At 69.1% G+C, this 18,715-nt stretch carries 12 protein-coding genes; 7 read left to right on the forward strand and 5 right to left on the reverse strand.

Annotated elements, in window-relative coordinates; all coding sequences use genetic code 11:
• Positions 1-69 precede the first annotated feature (69 nt).
• Positions 70-1,707, forward strand: coding sequence for a glycosyltransferase family 4 protein (locus LOY02_RS00095; RefSeq protein WP_317180269.1), 1,638 nt, complete (start codon positions 70-72; stop codon positions 1,705-1,707).
• On the opposite strand, the gene LOY02_RS00100 is transcribed toward LOY02_RS00095, so the two are convergent.
• The 5 genes from LOY02_RS00100 to LOY02_RS00120 all read right to left on the reverse strand — a co-directional run bounded on the left by LOY02_RS00100 (position 1,665) and on the right by LOY02_RS00120 (position 11,051).
• Positions 1,665-3,887, reverse strand: a complete 2,223-nt coding sequence (locus LOY02_RS00100; RefSeq protein ID WP_317180270.1) for a glycosyltransferase family 4 protein — start codon at positions 3,885-3,887, stop codon at positions 1,665-1,667. The two genes, LOY02_RS00095 and LOY02_RS00100, sit on opposite strands and share 43 nt — an antisense overlap.
• Positions 3,888-3,903: 16 nt before the next feature.
• Positions 3,904-6,465: a glycosyltransferase gene (locus tag LOY02_RS00105; RefSeq protein WP_317180271.1), complete on the reverse strand. Its 2,562-nt coding sequence runs from the start codon at positions 6,463-6,465 to the stop codon at positions 3,904-3,906.
• Positions 6,458-6,751 (reverse strand): hypothetical protein, encoded by a 294-nt coding sequence (locus LOY02_RS00110; protein WP_317180272.1) that lies wholly within the window; start codon positions 6,749-6,751, stop codon positions 6,458-6,460. Before LOY02_RS00110 ends, LOY02_RS00105 begins: the two co-directional genes overlap by 8 nt.
• A 136-nt stretch (positions 6,752-6,887) precedes the next feature.
• Entirely contained in the window at positions 6,888-8,984 is a 2,097-nt protein-coding gene (locus tag LOY02_RS00115) for an acyltransferase family protein (protein WP_317180273.1), read from the reverse strand.
• Between the two features lie 183 nt (positions 8,985-9,167).
• Complete coding sequence (locus LOY02_RS00120) at positions 9,168-11,051, reverse strand: glycosyltransferase (RefSeq protein ID WP_317180274.1); 1,884 nt, start codon at positions 11,049-11,051, stop codon at positions 9,168-9,170.
• A gap of 56 nt (positions 11,052-11,107) precedes the next feature.
• Here LOY02_RS00120 and LOY02_RS00125 point away from each other — a divergent pair, with 56 nt between their 5' ends.
• The 6 genes from LOY02_RS00125 to wecC are packed head-to-tail and all read left to right on the forward strand — an operon-like array spanning position 11,108 to position 18,694.
• Positions 11,108-12,997: a glycosyltransferase family 4 protein gene (locus LOY02_RS00125; protein WP_317180275.1), complete on the forward strand. Its 1,890-nt coding sequence runs from the start codon at positions 11,108-11,110 to the stop codon at positions 12,995-12,997.
• Positions 12,987-14,249, forward strand: coding sequence for a nucleotide sugar dehydrogenase (locus LOY02_RS00130; RefSeq protein WP_317180276.1), 1,263 nt, complete (start codon positions 12,987-12,989; stop codon positions 14,247-14,249). The genes LOY02_RS00125 and LOY02_RS00130 overlap by 11 nt, the downstream gene beginning before the upstream one ends.
• A complete protein-coding gene (locus tag LOY02_RS00135; RefSeq protein ID WP_317180277.1) occupies positions 14,246-15,154 on the forward strand; it encodes an ABC transporter permease in 909 nt (302 codons plus the stop codon). The genes LOY02_RS00130 and LOY02_RS00135 overlap by 4 nt, the downstream gene beginning before the upstream one ends.
• Complete coding sequence (locus LOY02_RS00140; RefSeq protein WP_317180278.1) at positions 15,144-16,214, forward strand: ABC transporter ATP-binding protein; 1,071 nt, start codon at positions 15,144-15,146, stop codon at positions 16,212-16,214. The genes LOY02_RS00135 and LOY02_RS00140 overlap by 11 nt, the downstream gene beginning before the upstream one ends.
• Positions 16,211-17,395, forward strand: coding sequence for a glycosyltransferase (locus LOY02_RS00145; protein WP_317180279.1), 1,185 nt, complete (start codon positions 16,211-16,213; stop codon positions 17,393-17,395). The genes LOY02_RS00140 and LOY02_RS00145 overlap by 4 nt, the downstream gene beginning before the upstream one ends.
• Before the next feature lie 36 nt (positions 17,396-17,431).
• Positions 17,432-18,694: a UDP-N-acetyl-D-mannosamine dehydrogenase gene (wecC, locus tag LOY02_RS00150; RefSeq protein ID WP_317180280.1), complete on the forward strand. Its 1,263-nt coding sequence runs from the start codon at positions 17,432-17,434 to the stop codon at positions 18,692-18,694.
• The last annotated feature ends 21 nt before the right edge of the window (positions 18,695-18,715 follow it).

Consider the following 18,715-nt stretch of genomic DNA (forward strand, 5'->3'; position numbering starts at 1 on the left):
CCACTCAACTTGGCGCGTGCTGCGCTGTCGGCCGGTTCATCGGAGTGAGGTCACGTCTAGTCTGGGCGGGTGCCGTTGAAGAGGATCGTCAAGAGCATCGTTCGCCGCGCCTCCCTGACAGGCGCCGATCGGAGGCAGCCGGATGCGAACGGCGCGGCTCGTGGCCTCACGCAGTCACTCGCTGCCCTCAGCGAGGCGGGCGACCACCGTTCGGCTCTCGAACTGGCCGAGCAGAACCTCGAGGCCCACTCCGATGACCGCGCCTTCGTGCGCCAGGTGCGCATCAGCGCGGCGAAGGCCGGCGCGATCAGCCTGCAACGCCGAGCCACCCAGCTCGAGCTCGCAACCTGGCCGGACCCGAAGGTGGAGGCGCAGGCGCGCGCTCAACTCGGCCGCTGGCGTGAGACCGACGCGACGTGGACGCCGACGATCGATGTGCCGCTGTCCCCTGTCGAGCACCCTGTCCCCGGGCGAGTGCTCCACATGCTCAAGATCTCGATGCCGCATCGCCAGAGTGGCTACTCGATGCGAAGCCTCTACACCCTGGTCGGCCAGAGGGCTGCAGGACTCGACCCGCTCGCGGTCACGGCGTTGGACTTCCCCGCCGTCGTTGGCGTCACCGGAGCGCCGGCCGAGGAGGACGTCCGGGGCATCCGACACCTGCGCCTCCAGCGCGACGACGTCCCGAAGAACCAGCCCTGGGATGCCTATCTCGATGACTGGGCGACCGCGCTCGCGCCAGTCGTCTCCCGGGAGCAGCCGGAGATCGTCCACGTCCACTCGGGCTCCAGGGGCTATGAGGCCGCTCTCGTCGGGCTCGCCGTCGCCCAGGCCACCGGGCTGCCGCTGGTCTACGAGGTCCGAGGCTTCTTCGAGTCCCTGTGGACGTCCGACGCCTCTTGGGCCGAGCAGTCGGAGATGTTCCAGCGGCGGTTCGACACGGAGACGAGGTGCATGCTCGCCGCGGACGCCGTCGTCACTCTGAGCGAGTCGATGCGCTCCGAGATCGTGCGTCGCGGCGTACCGGCGGAGCGGGTTCACGTCGTGCCCAACGGCGTCGAGACCGACATCTTCGTTCCGACGCCCCGCGATCCTGAGCTCGTCGAGCGCCTCCGTCTGGGGGGACGTTACGTCTTCGGCTACGTCTCGAATCTGGATCATTACCGGGAGGGTCACGAACTGCTCGTCGAGGCGGCCCTTCACCTGCGCGACCGCGGCGTCCCGGCGACGGCGCTCATCGTGGGGGACGGGGCGCGGCGGGAGAGACTCGAGGCCCTGGTCGACGAGCTCGGTGCCCGCGACGTCGTCGTCTTCACTGGCAAGGTGCCGCACGACCGAGTGCTCGACCACTACGCGCTCTTCGACGTCTTCGTCATCCCCAGGGTCGACGAGCGAGCCGCCCGACTCGTGACCCCACTCAAACCCTTCGAGGCGATGGCAGCGGGCATCCCGCTCGTCACGTCTGACCTCGAGGCGCTCCGTGAGGTGACCGGCGACGGGCAGAGGGGGCGCTATTTCCGCACCGGGGACGCCACCTCCCTGGCCGACGTGCTCGCTGACCTGTACAAGGCCCCCGACGAGCGGTTGCGGCTTGCCGAGGCGGCGCGCCGTTGGGTGGTCGCAGAGCGACAGTGGTCGGCCAACGGCCAGCGCTACCGCGAGATCTACGACGCGGTGCGTGCGGCCCGGGGCACGACTCGGTCGTAGGCCTCGGCCACGGTCGCCGTGATCGCTGCCCAGTCTCGCTCGGCGACGACCCACGCTCGGGCCTGCTCACCGAGGCGCGCCCGCTGCGCCGGATCGGAGATCAACTCGCCGAGCACCCTGCGGAGGTCATCGGGATCGCCTTTCGCGAACGACCGGCCGGTCCGGCCGTCGGTGACGATCTCGGTCAGCGCCTCGACGTCGGATACGACGACCGCCTTGGCCATGGCCATCGCCTCGAATGGCTTGATCGGCGAGATCAGCTCACAGACCGGCACTGGCAGCCGCGGGAAGGGCGTGATGTCGAAGAGCGAGATGTAGCGCTCGACGACATCGTGGCCGACCCGGCCGGTGAACGTGACCACGTCCTCGATTCGCAGGTTCCGCGCGAGCGCTCGGAGTGCGCGGTCGCGGGCCCCGTCACCGACGAGGACGACGTGGAAGTCGTCGCGCTCGGCCTTGAGCCCGGCGACAGCGGTCAGCAGCAGCTCGAGCCCCTCGTAGCCGACGAACCCACCCGCATAGCCGATCACGATCTTGCCGGACAACCCGAGCGCGCGCTCGAGCTCGGCGTCCTTGGCCCGCGGTGCGAAGCGGTCTGCGTGCACGCCGTTGGGAACGACGACGATTCGTTCCTCCGGAACCCCCAGGCGCACCATCGCGTGACCGAGCGCCTCCGTGATCACGAAGACGGCGTCTGCCTCCTTGGCCACCGTCGCCTCGAGCAGGTCGAGGTACTGGGACCGCTGGGTCTGCCTGAAGTGCGGCAGGCGGGCCTCCTCGAGGAGCTGCTTGAGGCCACGCATCTCGTAGATGAAGGGGATGCCGAGGTGGCGTGCCGCCGTCAGTCCTGTGAGGCCGACGTCGTAGAGGCTTGAAGCGTGCAGGAGCGCGGGGCGATGGATCCGCGCCAACTCTTCGACCGCCTTGGCGCCATCAGCCACGTAGTCAGGCAGCGGGAAGCGTGGGTAGTCGCGGACACCGTCATGAAGGAGTCGGTGGTAGGGCACGCCGTCGACGACGTCCACCGGGGCCACGGTCCGCTCGTCGTCGGCCGACCACCACAGGTCGTAGGGAAAGCCGAGACGGGTGGCAGCCCGCACTGACCACCCACGGTCAGCCACTCCGGTGAGGATGCCGTGGGAGCGAGTGGCATAGCCTCCAGAGCGGATCGGAAGGGACTGCCCGAGAAGGGACAGGACTGACCGCGGCGCCGCATCGTAGGCAGGGGGCGCGTGCCGAGGCACGGGCCATCCGTCGCGCATCAGCCGGTCCTGCTCAGCACCCTCCGCGACGATGCCCTTCATCTGGTCCTTGGAGGGATCCTGGGCGAGGGCCCAGCGCGCAAGGGTGACAGCCTCCCCAGTCCAGCCGTCAGCGAAGGCCCGAGAGGCAGCTTGGTCCAGCTGATTCGCTGGAAGTCCCGCGTCGGCCAGGGGGCCCCCGTCGGGGCCGGCCCGGTCCTCGAGCAGGGCCACCAGGTCATGCCACGCCCGGCCACGCTGCAGACCCGTGACGGCAATCGCCAGTCCTCCGGGACGCTCCGTCGCGACTCGTCTGGCGGCGGCCAAGGCGGGGCTGTCGGTTCGCGACCCGGATCCCGACGGCCCTGCGCCGTCGCCCGCTCGCGCGGACTCCAGGATGTCCAGCTCGGCGATGACGTCATCGACGGGCATCGGGTCGAGAGAGCTGCCGGCGAGCCGGTCGCGAAACTCCCGAGCCACCTGCAGGGAGCTGAAGCGCAAGGCCCGGGCCACCTGCTGAATCTGCTTCGGCGAGGTCGGGGTGAGCCGCACCAGCTCGGCATCTGCGTGGCGTGCAGCGACATCGTCACGCAGCTTGACCGCGAGCTTTCGATACTGGAGAAGGATGTCGGTCGAGGCCGACCCGGCCTCGACACAGCGTCGGGCGTAGTCGAGCGCCTGCTCGTCGTCCTTCGCCGCCTTGCTGATCGAGATGGCGGCCTTCCACCCGTAGGTCAGGTCGGGCCGCTGTGCGATCAGCTGATCCGCCAACGCCAGTGCCGAGTCGGGGTGGTCCTTGCCACGGTCGATCGCCTGTTGCGCCTTGGCCTGCACGACGAATGGGCGGCGGCCGAACGGCCCGCGGGAGGGGGCCAGACGGGCCACCGGCCGGGCTGCCTTGCGCAGGGTACTTCTGAGGCGGCGCGTCAGGGAACTCATCGAAGGAACCTCATCATCAGCCGCGCTGCTCCTCAGTGGCCAGCAGGCTACGTCGGTCGGTCGGATCATCGACCAGCGGTGTCGGTCGGTGGTCGCGGGCGCCGGGCACCGTCACGCCGCAAAGCCTCTCGATGCGGTGGACAAAGCCTCCGCCGAGGTCCTGGTGACGCATGGCGCGTTCCTGGACAGCCCGGTATCGGGCGCGGTCTGCTGAGAGCTCGGCGACGAGCTCGGCGACCTCACCTCCCGGTGTGGCGACATAGAGCGCCCCGTCGCCGGCGAGCGGCCGGAACTCCTCGGTGACGATAGGGACGCATCCCGCGGCCATGGCCTCGAGGAGGGCATGGTCGGCGACATGGTCTCTCACACCCAGATAGACGAAGAAGTCGAGCCGGGACAGGAAGGTCCGGGTGGTCAGGTCGACGCCGTCGAACGACAGCCAGCCCACGGGATGGGTCGGCTTCCCGAGGAGACGGGCAGCAGCCGTCGTGCCGTGGAGGAGCCGGACATCGACTCCCTCGGCTGGATAGGCGACCAGCAGGTGCGCCGGGCTGCGCGGCCATCGTGAACCCTCGTCGGGCAGGTGGTGGCCGATCACGGGCTGCGGTCCGAGCAGACGTCGATCAGTGACGCGCAGTCCTGCCACGTCGACGGCGAAGGGCAGGACCTCCTCGTCCACGACAGCCTTGGGCGCCGAGGCACGGAGCTCTTCGAGAAGCGTCCGGTGACGGGCGGTCCACAACGGTGCTGTGTCGAACACCTGGCGCACCGCGCGGTCCGACTCCTCCACGTGCACGCCAGCCGCAGCGTCGTCGACGACCACAACGATCGTCCGCGGAACCAGGCCGACGTCCACGCGCGGCAGGTAGCTCAGCACGTCGGGGTCCACGACGAGCAGGACCCCGACATCTGAGGGGCGGTCGAGATGGGTCAGCTCGACGATGCCCGCGTTGATGAGGCGCTGGACCGGGCGGGCACGGGGCTGTCGCTTGCGCGGCAGGGGGAAGGGCGCCTCCGCGTGGGCGATCCCGACCCGGAGTCCGGCCGAAGCCAGCAGTCGCATCTCGTCGAGCAGTTCACGGTGAGGTCCGCGACCGGACCGCCAGTCGCCGAGCACGACGACGTCGAAGTGCCCGCGCGGAACCTCCGTGCCAGCCCGCCACGGTGACCACGTCGGGTCCGGCAGGGGGAAGGGTCGCGGCCCGTCACTCGTGACCCGGGGATCGGCAGACCCCATCTTGATCCGCTCGTGCCACTCGAGGTAGGCGTCTTGGTAGGACAGCCGAGTCCACCTGATCCAGCCGGGCACCGCATCGCTCCGCGACAGGGAGCCACCCCGCAATTGGGTGATGGCCATCGGGCCGAAGCCGTCCACGTCCCTGACGGATTTCGGACGGACCGCCTGCAACCGGCGGGGGTACTCCATGTCCGCGGACTTGCGAACCGCGTCGAAGTCCCCGATGAGGTCGTGGACCGGCAGGCGGCGGAAGAGGAGCGAGCTCGCGTTGGGACGCTGGGCAGGGTAGCCCGGCCATGTCAGGCTGAGGTCCGGGTAGGCGCGAATCGCAGGCGTGCGCGTGGCGAGGATCGAGGGATCGTCCAAGAGCGCACGCACCTGCACCTCGATCCGGCGGGGATGCGACCAGTCATCGCTGTCCTGGAAGGTCATGAACTCACCGCTGGCCTCACGGAAGGCAAGGTTGCGGGCCTGGTACGTCCCCCCGTTGGAGGGTGCCCGCAGCACGCGGACACGCGGATCGAGGCGTGCCACCTCGGCGAGTACCTCGTCATAGCTCGGCGGGGAGGCATCGTCGACCACGAGGAGCTCGAGGTTGGCCCAGGTCTGGTCGAGGATGGAACGCGCCGCTGCGAAGATGTCGCGGTCGGGCCGGAAGGCCGACATGACCACCGACACCATCCCACCCGCCTTCATCGCCTCGGCGTCCAGTCTGGGGGCGCTGGCGCGAAGCCGAGCGAATGGCGTCTCACCTGCACCCTCCAGGGTGACGGCTTCCACGCGCCCATCCACGAACGGTCGGCTCAACAGATCGAGCCAGCGCCGCTCGTCAAGCTCCTCGCCCTGCCAGAGGGCCGGATTGGCGAGGTCGCACTCGACCGCCCACCGCGTCTCAGCGGAGACCGTGCTCTCGTCCAGGGCGGCGAACGTGGCTTGTCGACGACCGGCTCGGAGCAGGCGCTGTGCGCGGACGTCCGCGACTTCGGTGGGCAGTCCGGCCTCGCGGCTCGTGATCGCGGCCAGCTCGAGGAGGTCCAGCGCCACGTCGGCCGGGACGTCTGGTGACAACGCCTCAACGTAGGCGAGCCAGGCGACCCAGACCGGGTCGAGCCCGAGATCGTGCGGCTTCAGCTCCCCGAGCACCGCCAGAAGGGAGCCGCGGTCCAGTGCACCGCGGGTGGCGGCCCGGGCCAGCACCTCGCGCGCACCGGCACTCCGCGTGCGCAGCGCGAAGGCTGCGAACGACGCACCCTCGGCGTGCGACAGGCGCTCCGCGTCTCGTGCCGCGAAACCCAGGTCCCGGACGGTGCGGCTCCTCGGCAGGAGGGCCGGCTCAGCCACGGTCCCCGAGAAGGTCGATCAGCTCCACGCGGGTTGCCTCCCCCGTGGCAACCACCCGGGACGCCACCTTCTCCACACGCTTCTCGAGGTCCCGCAACTGCTTGTCCACGCGTCGCAGATCCTGCCCGTGCGCGAGTCCCAGCAGGAGAAGAGAGAGCCCCGCCCCGTTGAGGACGGCAAGCAGGGCAAGCGCGATACCCCACCACTGGAGCAGCGCGGCCAGCGCAGCGAAGACGCCGAGCAGGGCGACGCCGAGCACGGCAAGACGCTTCCGGGATCGGATCATGTAGGTCCTCCTCTGCTCGCAATCAGGGCCTTCCAACCGTACGGGATGGAAGTGTTCAGGTCAGTTCGGGCTCGCGGCGTAGCCCGGTCGTCAGCTGCCGGACCGAGGCCCACGAGCGGGTTCCCCACGGAGATCGTCAGGAGCCCTTGGCCCCAAGGCTCGGCGAACGCGACGAGAGGATCCCCGCCTCGACGAAGAGCCTCTCGATGATGGGAGTCATCGACTCGACGTAGGTGCTCGTCACGTGGCTCCCCTGGCGGTAGACGAGGAGATTGCCGATGACGACGGGGCACTGTCCTTGGGGTGTCTCGGGACAGACCCACGTGTTGAGGTCCAGCCAGGTGCGTGAGCTGTCGAGCTCGACGGCGCGACGCAGTGAGTCCGTGCCCAGCCCATCGTTCGCGCCGAACGCACACTTGAGGAAGTCATCGGGGTTCTCCTCAACGCACTCGTAGCGCGTGCCCTTGCCACCCGGTTGTGGACTGTCGCTCAGTGCGATGATCTTCGTGCCGACGGCTTCGAGCCGCCGCCAATAGGAGTCATAGCCCTCCACGAAGGCCCGCTCCTCCGACGGGTCCTCGCGGCCACTGGTGCCTCTGCCCGCGGATGTGACGACGTAGTCCACCCGGTGCTCGCGCGAGGTGAGCCGGTCCATCACCTTGTCGTTGTAGGCGCGACAGTCAGGTTTCGGCTGCTCCGGATTCAGTCCACACGCACTCTTGAGGTAGAGCTCCAGTCGCCACCCGTGCGCCTTGGAGATCCGGTCCAGTGCATCGAACCACTGCCCAGCCTTCGAGTCGCCCGCGAGTGCGACCGTGACGTCGCCCTCGGGGTCGCCGTAGACACAGTCCAGCCGGAGTGACTCGTCGCCCTGCTGGATCTGGCAGTCGTCAGCGTAGTAGGCCGGAATGTCCTTGGGGGCAGCGGCGGGGACGGGGTAGACCATGCCACTGCGCGTGATCTCCGGGCCCAGCTGTGGTCTCGGCGTCCTTGCGTAGGTCTTCGAGGTGGTGCCCGGCTCCGGGAGCGCCGCCGCGCCGACCGCACTCGCCGGCCGGTCCGTCAGGCGGGGCGCCTGGGTCCACACCAGTCCGGCAGCGACGAGGGAGAGAGCCATCCCCGCCGCCCCCATCACGAGGGTCGGCCGGGAACGGCGAGCGAAGGTCGGACCGAACCGGATCGGGTCCTCGACGAGCTTCTTCGACAACCAGGCGAAACCGACTGAGGCGATCGCGAGACCGACCTTGTGCCAGCGTGTCAGGTCGACGACATAGCCCGACAGGATGATCAGTGGCCAGTGCCAGAGGTAGATCGAGTAGGACAGGCCACCGATCCAGACGAGCGGCCGAAGCCCGAGGAGGCGACCGACGAGGGTGCGCGAGTGGGCGACGCCTGCAGCGATGACCGCAGCGGTGCCCACGGTCGGCACCAACGCCGCCGAGCCCGGCCAGGGTGTGCTCGTGGTGATGACGAGGCCGGCTGCGGCGATGAGGGCGACACCAGCCATGGCCAGGGCGGAGGCGACCGGGACCGTCAGCCGCTTCAGCAGCGGGACGGCGCACGCCACCAGCGAGCCGATCCCCAGCTCCCAGGCCCTGGTCGTGGAGTAGAAGTAGGCGGTCTGCGGCGACGCATCGGTGTGGACCACGGAGAACGCGAACGAGGCCAGCACGATGGCGGCGATGGCCACGGTGATCGACCTGCGAACGCCCCAGCCACGTCGTCGGGCGAGCCAGGCCAGCGCGATCATCATGATCGGGATGACGACGTAGAACTGCTCCTCGACCGAGAGGGACCAGTAGTGCTGCACCGCAGACACGCCCTCGTCCTCGGCGAGGTAGTCCACCGAGCGGAACGCCAGGGCCCAGTTGACGACGTACAACGCCGCCGCCGCGATGTCGCTCGAAAGGGCTTCCCAGTGAGCGCTCGGCAGCACTCGCCAACCGGCGAGTGCTGTGAACACGAGCACCACCGTGGCGGCCGGCAGGAGACGGCGGGCTCGACGCGCATAGAACTTGGTCAGGGAGACGGTGCCGGACCGCTCCGCCTCGGTCAACAGACCGGCCGTGATGAGGAAGCCGGAGATGACGAAGAAGACGTCGACCCCGGCGAATCCGCCGGACAGCCGGTCGACACCCAGGTGATACACGAGGACGAAGAGGACAGCCACCGACCGCAGGCCCTCGATGTCGCCCCTCATCGGTGCCCGGGGGTCCTGGCTGGCAGAGCTCATGGGTCAGGGATTCCTCGGATGTTCTGGTCGTGTGGCCGGGGTCGGCTCGTGCTGTCGGGGGGCAGACGTCAATGGTGACACGTCCACCTGAGTGGTCAGGCCGCGACGGGCGCCTCGAGGGCCGGCGCGGGGCCGACTCGACGACGGTGCACAGCGACGCGGGCGGAGGATCGTGACCAATGGTCACACGGTCACGTGGGTGGTTGCATCTCCGTAGAACGCCAGTTCGGACCGGCGAGCCAACAGCTCCATGTCTGTGATCGGCCACGTGTGCCCATCCGTCGTCGCCGAGCGCATCGACACGAAGTTGAACCGATCGGCCGAGTAGACCTTGCCTCCGGCTCGCTGGATCTTCTCGAGAAAGGTGGTGTCGACGCGACGCGGGAGGTCCTCGAACCGCTCTTTAGCGGCCACCTCGCGCGGCACGAGGATGGTCCCACCTTGGACGAGCGACACATACCGGTGCTCCGCATCAGGGAAGCGCAGCAGGGTGGCGCCGGAAGCGGACAAATGGGCGTAGTGGGCCCACTTGCCCACCACCACGGCCTCCGTGTACTCGAAGGCACGCACGAGGTCCCGGAGGTAGTGAGCGGCGTAGACGTTGTCGTCGTCCATCTTGGCGACGTATCGACCGGATGCCGCCTCGACACCGAGGTTCATGCAGGCGCCGAGGGTGATCGATGCGTCCGCCGACCGGAGGACGGGGACGGGCATGCCCCGGTCGGCCGCGCGGCGTGCCACGTCCGCCGGGTCCGCCTCGAACCCGTGCGTCACCAGGACCAGCTCGACGTCACCGTGGGACTGCTCGGCGATGTAGTCGAGGACCGAGTCGAGTCGGTCCGGCCGCATCGTGGGCACGACGGCAGTGATCGACTGGTCGACGTCCGACGCCGGGTGCCCGACGCTCTCGAGGACCGCCGAGACGCGGTGACGGTAGAGGTGCTCGTCGAAGACGCGGCGGTGGGCACGGAGCCCGATCCGGTCGCGGTACTCCGCGTGTCGGAGGAGGACCGAGAGTGCGCTTCGCGCCTCCTCGGCATCGCGGGCGACGGTGATCGTGTCGCCGAAGAACGGCTCGATCGAGGCGGCCGGCCCGCTGAGCACGGGTGTCTGCGCAGCGGAGAGCTCGAAGAGCCGTCGGGCGCACATCGTCGGCGACGTGGTGACCGAGTTGACGTTGAGGAACACCTTGTACGAGGTGTACGCGGCGAGCATCCGCTCATACGGAAGGGAGCCCACCACCGAGGAGCGGTACTCCGGCGGGAACTGGTAGCGCTCATCCTCGAGCGCCATGCGGGAGTAGATGTGGAGCCCGTGCTCGAGCGCGGGACGGACGATCGTGTCCATCTGGGCCCGGCGCTGCTCGTGCTTGTCCGCGAAGTAGGTTCCGGCAAACGCGACATCGTGCTCCCGGCCACGGTCGCGCAGCACCGGGTTGTGGAGTCGGGGCTGGGCAGCGAAGGGAAGCAACCCCACGCGATCGTGACCGAGGTCGCGACGGTAGTCCGGGAGACGATCCGCATCGACGGTGAACACGTGGTCGAACCATCGTGCGGTCTCGATGAAGCGCTCGTAGTTCGGCGGGTCCTCCTTGTTCCAGAAGACGGTGGGCACCCCCTGCCCTCGGCACCACTCGACCAGCTCGAGCAGCTCGTCGCGAATCGGCTCCGTGCTCGTCATGGCCAGGCGCCACGCACCATCGTTGCCATTCCAGGCGGACTCGACGAAGAGCAGGTCCGGCAGGCGGGGTGACGTGAGCTGGTCACGCCAGGCATCGGGCAGGACGTCGACCTGGTCCCACTCGTATCGCAGGGCGAGCGAGGAGAAGGGGTCGAGGATCACGGCAGCCCGGATCTCAGGACGGACGATCGGGCCGGTGGGTAGCACGACATGGGGCAACGAGGTGCGCAGCCTGATCTTGGGTCGGAGCGCGGGGACTCGGCGGTGCAGCTCCTTGCGCAGCTTGCGCGGCAGGTCACCACGGGCCCGACTGTCACTCATTGCCTCACGAACGGCCTTTGTCGCCCGGTCCAGCTCGCGTCGCAGACCGGCGTTGCGTGAGGTCATGGCCACCAGTGTGACAGCAGCGCGGGCATGCTCGTGACGTGTGCCAAGATGCCCCTATGGCGCCCGCCGGTTCCGATTCGACCCCGCGAGGGCGCCATCACCGAGGCATCCAGGTCACCGCCATCCTCGCCCATCTGCCCGCCTACGCGGCGATCGTCTCGCGACACCTGCGCCGGGATCCGTGGAAGGCCGTCTCCGTCTCACTGCGAGCAGCACCGGAGCCGATTCGCACGCTCTTGCGGTCGCGGCGGGTGCGAGATCGACTTCCGCTTCTGGCGGTGGTCGCCGATGGAGCTGCTGGACGGCGCGACGAGGCGGCCACTGCACTTCAGGAGCTCATCGCCGAGGGGAACCCTCGGCAGCTCCGGGCCGCGGCGGCCGTCGGCGCCGCCTTGGACAGGTCTGACCTGGCCGCCGCAGCGGTCCAGCGCCTCCCCGAGGATGACCCGGCACGCTTGCGCCTTCGTGCGCTCACCGCCTGGTCCGACGGGCGCTTGCAGGAGGCGGTCTCCCTTGCCGAAAAGGCCCGGCACGGCCGCCGCGATCACCTCACCGAGGGATTCCGCGGAGAGGTCCAGGTCCTCGAGGCCCGTCTGGTGCACCGTCTTCCAGAGCGCGCCGCCCCGCCCGCCCCCCACCTGCCCCACGCGCGCCACGCGCGCCACGAGGAGGCGAACCAGTCGCGGGCGGTCTCGGCGACCGTCCTGCACATCGTGACCAACGCTCTCCCGGAGGTCCAGGCCGGCTACACCATCCGCACCCAGGGGATCGCGGCAGGGCAGCGCGCTGTCGGCCTCGACGCCCACGTCGTGACCCGCCTCGGCTTTCCTGTGGACATGGGTCGCACCGCACGGTCCATGGACTTCACGCACGACGGCGTTCCCAGTCACCGCCTGCTGCCCTTTCGGGGCATACCGGTGCGGGCCGACGACCGCCTCGCTGCAGGGGTGGACGAGCTGGTTCGACTTGCCCGCCGGATCGACGCCGACGTGCTCCATGCCCACAGCAGGCACGAGAACGGCCAGGTGGCACTCCTCGCCGGTGCCCGGCTCGACATCCCGGTGGTGTACGAGGCCCGCGGCTTCCTCGAGGAGACGTGGCGCAGCAGGGGCGGTCGACCCGAGACCGACTTCTACCGAATGTCGCGCGAGGCGGAGACCGCCTGCATGCGCGCCGCCGATGCCGTCGTGACGGGCTCGCAGTCCATGCGCGCCCACATCGTCGCGCGAGGCATCCCGACAGCCAAGGTCACGATCGTCGGCAACGCCGTCTCCGCCGACTATCTCGCCCCACCACCCGACGCCGGACCACTGCGCGCTCGGCTCGGCATCGACCCGGACGCCGTCGTCGTCGGGCTCGTCAGCACCCTCAACGACTATGAGGGCGTGGACGTCCTCCTCCAGGCCGCTGCGCTCGTGGAGGATCCACGCCTCGTCGTGCTCGTCGTGGGCGATGGCCCGGCTCGCCGGGACCTCGAGCGACTCGCCGCCGACGTCCTCCCTCCCGGACGAGCGACCTTCACCGGGCAGGTTCCCTACGCGTTCGCACGCGAGCACCACGCGGCCATGGACGTCTTCTGCGTTCCGCGACGACGGACCCCCGTGACGGCCCTCGTCCCGCCGCTCAAGCCGGTCGAGGCAATGGCCACCGCGCGTCCGGTCGTCGTGAGCGACCTGCCCCCACTTGTCGAACTGGTGGGAGCCGCATCACCGGCGCGAGGCCTCGTGGCTGCTCCCGACGACGCTGCTTCGTGGGCGGAAGCCCTGAAAGTGCTGCTGTATGATCCAGCGCTTAGAGCAACCATGGGCCAGGCCGCCAGGCGCTGGGTCAGTGACAACCGAACCTGGGATGCTGCCGCCCGCACGTACGCAGATCTCTATGCCCGGGTGCTGAACATCGCAGGGCCAGACCCGAGCGAGGACGAGGGAGCAACACGTGCCAGTTGACGTCGCCGTGATCGGCTTGGGGTACGTGGGCCTCCCACTCGCCCAGGAGGCCACGCGATCAGGGCTGAAGGTCACCGGCTACGACCTCAGCCACCAGGTCGTGGATGGGCTCAATGCCGGGCGGTCACACGTGGACGACCTGTCAGACGACCACATCTCGGAGATGCTGGAGGGCGGCTTCCGCGCGACGACCGATGCGGACGCGCTGCGCGAGGCGCAGACGATCGTCATCTGCGTGCCGACCCCGCTGTCCGATGAGGGTGGGCCAGACCTGGGTGCGGTCAAGGCAGCCGTCGCCACCATTGCTGAGCGGCTTCAGCCAGGCATGCTCGTGGTCCTGGAGTCGACGACCTACCCCGGGACCACGGACGAGGTGGTGCGGCCGCTGCTCGAGGCCGGCGGCCTCAAGGCCGGCACCGACTTCCACCTCGCGTTCTCGCCCGAGCGGATCGACCCGGGCAACAAGACCTTCGGGCCGCGCAACACGCCCAAGGTGGTCGGCGGCCTCACGCCCGCGTGCACCGACGCGGCGGCCAACTTCTACGGAAAGTTCGTCGACACGGTCGTGCGGGCCAAAGGCACGCGCGAGGCAGAGACGGCGAAGCTGCTCGAGAACACCTACCGCCACATCAACATCGCGCTCGTCAACGAGATGGCGCGCTTCTGCCATGACCTCGGGATCGACCTCTGGGATGTGATCCATGCCGCCAAGACGAAGCCCTTCGGCTTCCAGGCGTTCTACCCCGGTCCTGGCGTGGGTGGCCACTGCATCCCCATCGACCCGAACTACCTGTCGCACAACGTGCGGGCTCGTCTCGGCTACCCCTTCCGGTTCGTCGAGCTCGCTCAGGAGATCAACGCGACCATGCCTGGCTACGTCGTACGGCGCGTTCAGGACGCACTCAACGAAGACGCGAAGCCGCTCCGCGGATCGACCGTGCTGATCCTCGGCGTCACCTACAAGCCCGACATCGCCGACCAGCGTGAGAGCCCTGCGGTTCCGCTCGCCCGCCAGCTCGTGTCGCACGGAGCCACGGTGCTCTTCCACGACCCCCACGTGTCCGACTGGCGTGCCCTCGGCGGTGACGTCTCCAGGGTTGACGACCCCGTGGCGGCCGTGGCGGAAGCAGACCTGACGGTCTTGGTGCAGAACCACCGGGAGTACGACGTCGACGGCCTCGCCCGCGCTGCACAGCGGTTCTTCGACACCCGCGGTGTCGTGAGCGAAGGCGAGAGGATCCAACGCCTGTGACCCCGACGGAGCCCACTCCCATCGCGGGCTTCGAGCCCGCGGTCCTCTCGCCTGAGGAGGCGCGGGCGCTCGCCGAACGTCACGGGCTCATGGAGGTCGGGGTGCGCCCACCCCTGTGGGACTACGTTCTGCAGGTCTGGGCGAAGCGCAACTTCATCTGGACCCTCGCGTCCTCCCAGGCCTATGCCGCCCACCAGAAGTACCTGCTTGGGCAGGTCTGGTCAGTCCTCAACCCGCTTCTTCTCGTCGGTTCGTACTACGTCATCTTCGGGTTGCTCCTCAAGACGGACCGAGGGACCGAGAACTACGTCGGATTCCTGACGATCGGGATCTTTCTGTTCAGCTTCATCGCGTCTTCGATGACGACCGGAGCGAAGTCGATCACGAGCAACCTCGGGCTCGTGCGCTCGCTGCGCTTCCCACGAGCAGTCCTGCCGATCTCCGTGACCCTGACCCAGATGATCCATACGCTGCCGGCGCTGGGGGTGCTCGTCCTCCTCATGCTGGTCACCGGAGAGCCGATCCAAGTCAAGTGGCTCATGCTGCCACTCGCTGTCCTGCTCATGTTTCTCAGCATCCTCGGCATCTCGTTCTTCCTTGCGCGGATCGTCGAGATCTCTCGGGACATCGGCAACCTCATCCCGGTTGCAACGCGCCTGCTCCGTTACATCTCCGGCGTCTTCTTCAGCATCGAGGCCTACGCCGGGGGACACCCGGTCGTCTACGCGATCATGGCGTACCAGCCGATCTCGGCCCCGTTGACGATCACCCGCGAGGCCCTACTCGCGGAGTCGCCCATCCAGCTCACGAACTGGCTCGTGGCTGCCTTCTGGGCCGTGACGTTGCCGATCACCGGCTTCATCTTCTTCTGGCGTGCGGAGGCGAGGTACGGCCGTGCCTCCTGAGGCCACCATCTCGCAGACGCCAGAGCCGAAGCCGAGCGTCATCGTCTCCCACCTCGACATCGTCTACGAGGTCTATGGAGCAAAGCGCGGTCGTCCCGCGCCGCCGCCGGACGAGGACAACGGCCTTCGCATCGTCCAGCGCCTGCTCGGCGGCCAACCCGACAAGCTCGCGCATGTGCAGAAGGTCCACGCCGTCAAGGACGTCTCCTTCGTCGCCAACGTCGGCGAGTCCATCGGGATCATCGGGCGCAATGGATCGGGCAAGAGCACCCTCCTGCGCGCGATCGCCGGCCTCATCCCCCCCACCGGCGGCTCGGTGTGGCTGTCCGGCGAGCCCTCGCTTCTCGGCGTGAACGCCGTGCTCCTCGGCGATCTCACGGGCGAGAGAAACATCATGATCGGCGGCCAGGCACTGGGGCTCTCCCCGAAGCAGGTCCGCGCCCGCTTCGACGACATCGTCGAGTTCTCCGGCATCGGGGACTTCGTGTATCTCCCCATGAAGGCCTACTCGTCAGGCATGGGAGCACGTCTGAGGTTCGCGATCTCGACGGCCAAGACGCCCGACATCCTCATGGTCGACGAGGCACTCGCGACGGGTGACGCCGATTTCAAGGTCCGCAGCACCGACCGGATCTCACAGATCCGCGAAGAGGCTGGCACGGTATTCCTCGTCAGTCACTCGAACAACACGGTCAGGGACATGTGCAGCCGCGCACTCTGGATGGACAAGGGCCGCCTCATCGCCGATGGCCCGGCCGCGGACGTCGTCGCCGAGTATCAGAAGACCTTCCCGCAGAAGAGGAAGGCGAGTGCGCCCCCCAAGCCGGCTCCTCAGCCCCAAGCCACCGGGGCGGCCCCGTCCGCTCCCACTACCGGGACCACACCGGACTCCACTCCAACCCCCACGCCAAGCCCCACACCGGACTCCACCCCAAGACGTGCTTCGGACCCCACGCCGAGCCCCCCTCCGGACCCCACCGCGGCACCCGCGCCCGAGACGACGCCTGAGACGACGCCCGAGTCGGGGGCCACGCACACCCCGGCAGACCCCGCGCGATGACGACGCAGGCACCTGTTCTCGTCCTCACGGTCGTGCACCACCCCGATGACGCCCGCATCCGCTATCGCGAGATCGAGGCCCTGCTCGACGCGGGGCACCCAGTCACCTACGCCGCACCGTTCTCTGCGTACGGCGTCACCCCTGCGGCGCGGTCCGGCCTCACCACCATCGACCTGCCCCGGGCCGTGGGTCGTCGCCGTCTCGGTGCCCTGCGCGCGGCCCGGCGCCTGCTCGCCACGCTGTCCCCGCGCCACTCCGCCGTGCTCATCCATGACCCGGAGCTGTTGCTGGCCGCAGCCGGTCGCCACCTTCCCCAGCTCATCTGGGACGTCCACGAGGACACTGCCGCGGCCATCGAGGTCAAGGGATGGCTACCGCCCGTCCTCCGTCGCCCGGCCGCCGCCGCCGTCCGAGCCCTCGAACGCGCCGCGGAGCGTCGGCACGCCTTGCTCCTCGCTGAGCCCGGCTACCGCGAACGCTTCACAGGCAACCACCCGGTCATCCCCAACACGACCTCCGTTCCAGATGCCGTGCCTGCCCCCGGAAGGGACCGGGTCGTCTACCTCGGCTCAGTGACCGTGGCCCGAGGCGCGAGGGTCATGGCGGACGTGGGGCGCCTGGTCCGGGAGCGCACCAAGGGCGCGGTCACCGTCGACATCATCGGGCCACCCCGGGACGAGGAGAGCCGCCGCATCCTCGAGGCAGCGCAGTCGCGTGGTGACCTGCGCGTGCACGGATTCGTCGCCAACGAGACCGCGCTGGGCATGGTCTCGGGGTCGCTCGCCGGGCTCTCGCTGTTGCGGGACGAGCCCAACTACCGCCACTCGACCCCGACCAAGGTCTACGAGTACCTCGCTCACGGGGTGCCGGTCGTGACGACGCCCCTGCCGCTGGCTCAAGACCTGGTCGAGGCCTCAGGAGGCGGGATCGTCGTCCCGTTCGACGACGCAGAGGCAGCGGCCAGCGCCGTCGTCGACCTCTGGCAGGATCCCGAGCGCGCCGCTCGGCTGGGTGCCGCGGGACACGCCTACGCTCGCGTCCACCACGACTGGCGCTCGACGCGGGGCCCCTTCGTCGAGGCGGTTCGTTCGGTCATGGCCGGTGCAGCTGGGGTCGGCGCACCGGCAGCCCGCGGCCCCGGCACCTCGGCCGGAGGACCGCAACCAGGCGGGTACAGTTGACGAGCCTGTTTCCCACCACCTTCGGAGAGTAACTCGATGTTCCACGACGGAATCGCGGTTATCGGTCTCGGCTACATCGGCCTGCCGACCTGCGCCGCCCTGACGCGACAGGGCCTCACGCTCAAGGGCGTCGACGTCAACCAGCACACGGTCGACGAGATCAACGCCGGCCGCGTGCCGATCGTCGAGCCCGACCTCGACGAGGCCGTCGAGGAGGCCGTCACGAAGGGCCTGCTGAGCGCCAGCACTGAGACTCCCGAAGCCTCCGTCTACCTCATCGCGGTGCCCACCCCCTTCAAGGGGGACCATGAGCCTGACCTCTCCTACATCCGTGCGGCCACGGAGGGCATCGCCCCCAAGCTGCGGGGAGGGGAGGTCGTGATCCTCGAGTCCACGTCTCCCCCGGGGACCACGTTGCAGATCAGCCAGTGGCTCGCGGAGCTGCGGCCGGACCTCAGGCTGCCGCACGAGCACGCCGACCCCGACGTGCACCTCGCGCACTGCCCCGAGCGGGTGCTGCCGGGCCGCATCATGGTGGAGATCTTCACCAACGACCGGGTGGTGGGCGGCCTCACGCCGGCCTGCGCCGAGAGGGCCGCCGAGCTGTACCGCACCTTCGTCACGGGCGAGATCCTGCTGACCGACGCGACCACGGCCGAGATGGCCAAACTCACCGAGAACTCCTTCCGGGACGTCAACATCGCGTTCGCCAACGAACTCGCGGAGATCTGCGAGGAGCTCGGTCTGGACGTGTGGGAGGTCATCCGGCTGGCCAACCGTCACCCCCGGGTCAACATCCTCAACCCCGGCCCCGGCGTCGGCGGCCACTGCATCGCCGTCGACCCCTGGTTCATCGTCGCGGCCGCCCCGACCCAGGCGCGCCTGATCCGAACCGCCCGCGAGACCAACGATGCCCGGCCACAGACGGTTGTCGGGAAGGTCAAGGCCGCGATGCGCGAGCTCGGCAAGGGCCCGGACGGCGAGGGCGCGACGGTGGCGTGCCTCGGGCTGGCCTTCAAGGCTGACATCGACGACCTGCGTGAGTCGCCGGCGTTGCAGATCACCGAGCAGCTCGCCACGGAGCTCCCCGGCGCCACCGTCCTCGCCGTGGAACCGCACGTGACCTCCTTGCCCAAGTCCCTCGACGGTCGGGCCAACGTCACGCTCGCTGAGGTCTCTCACGCGGTGCGCGACGCCGACATCGTCCTCCTGCTCGTCGACCACCAGCCGTTCAAGCGACTGACGCTGGGTGACCTCGACGGCAAGAAGGTCATCGACACGCGCGGGATCTGGCGCTGAGCGCCGGCACCAGCTGACCCG

Source organism: Intrasporangium sp. (genome assembly GCF_032907665.1).
Taxonomy (GTDB): Bacteria; Actinomycetota; Actinomycetes; order Actinomycetales; family Dermatophilaceae; genus Intrasporangium.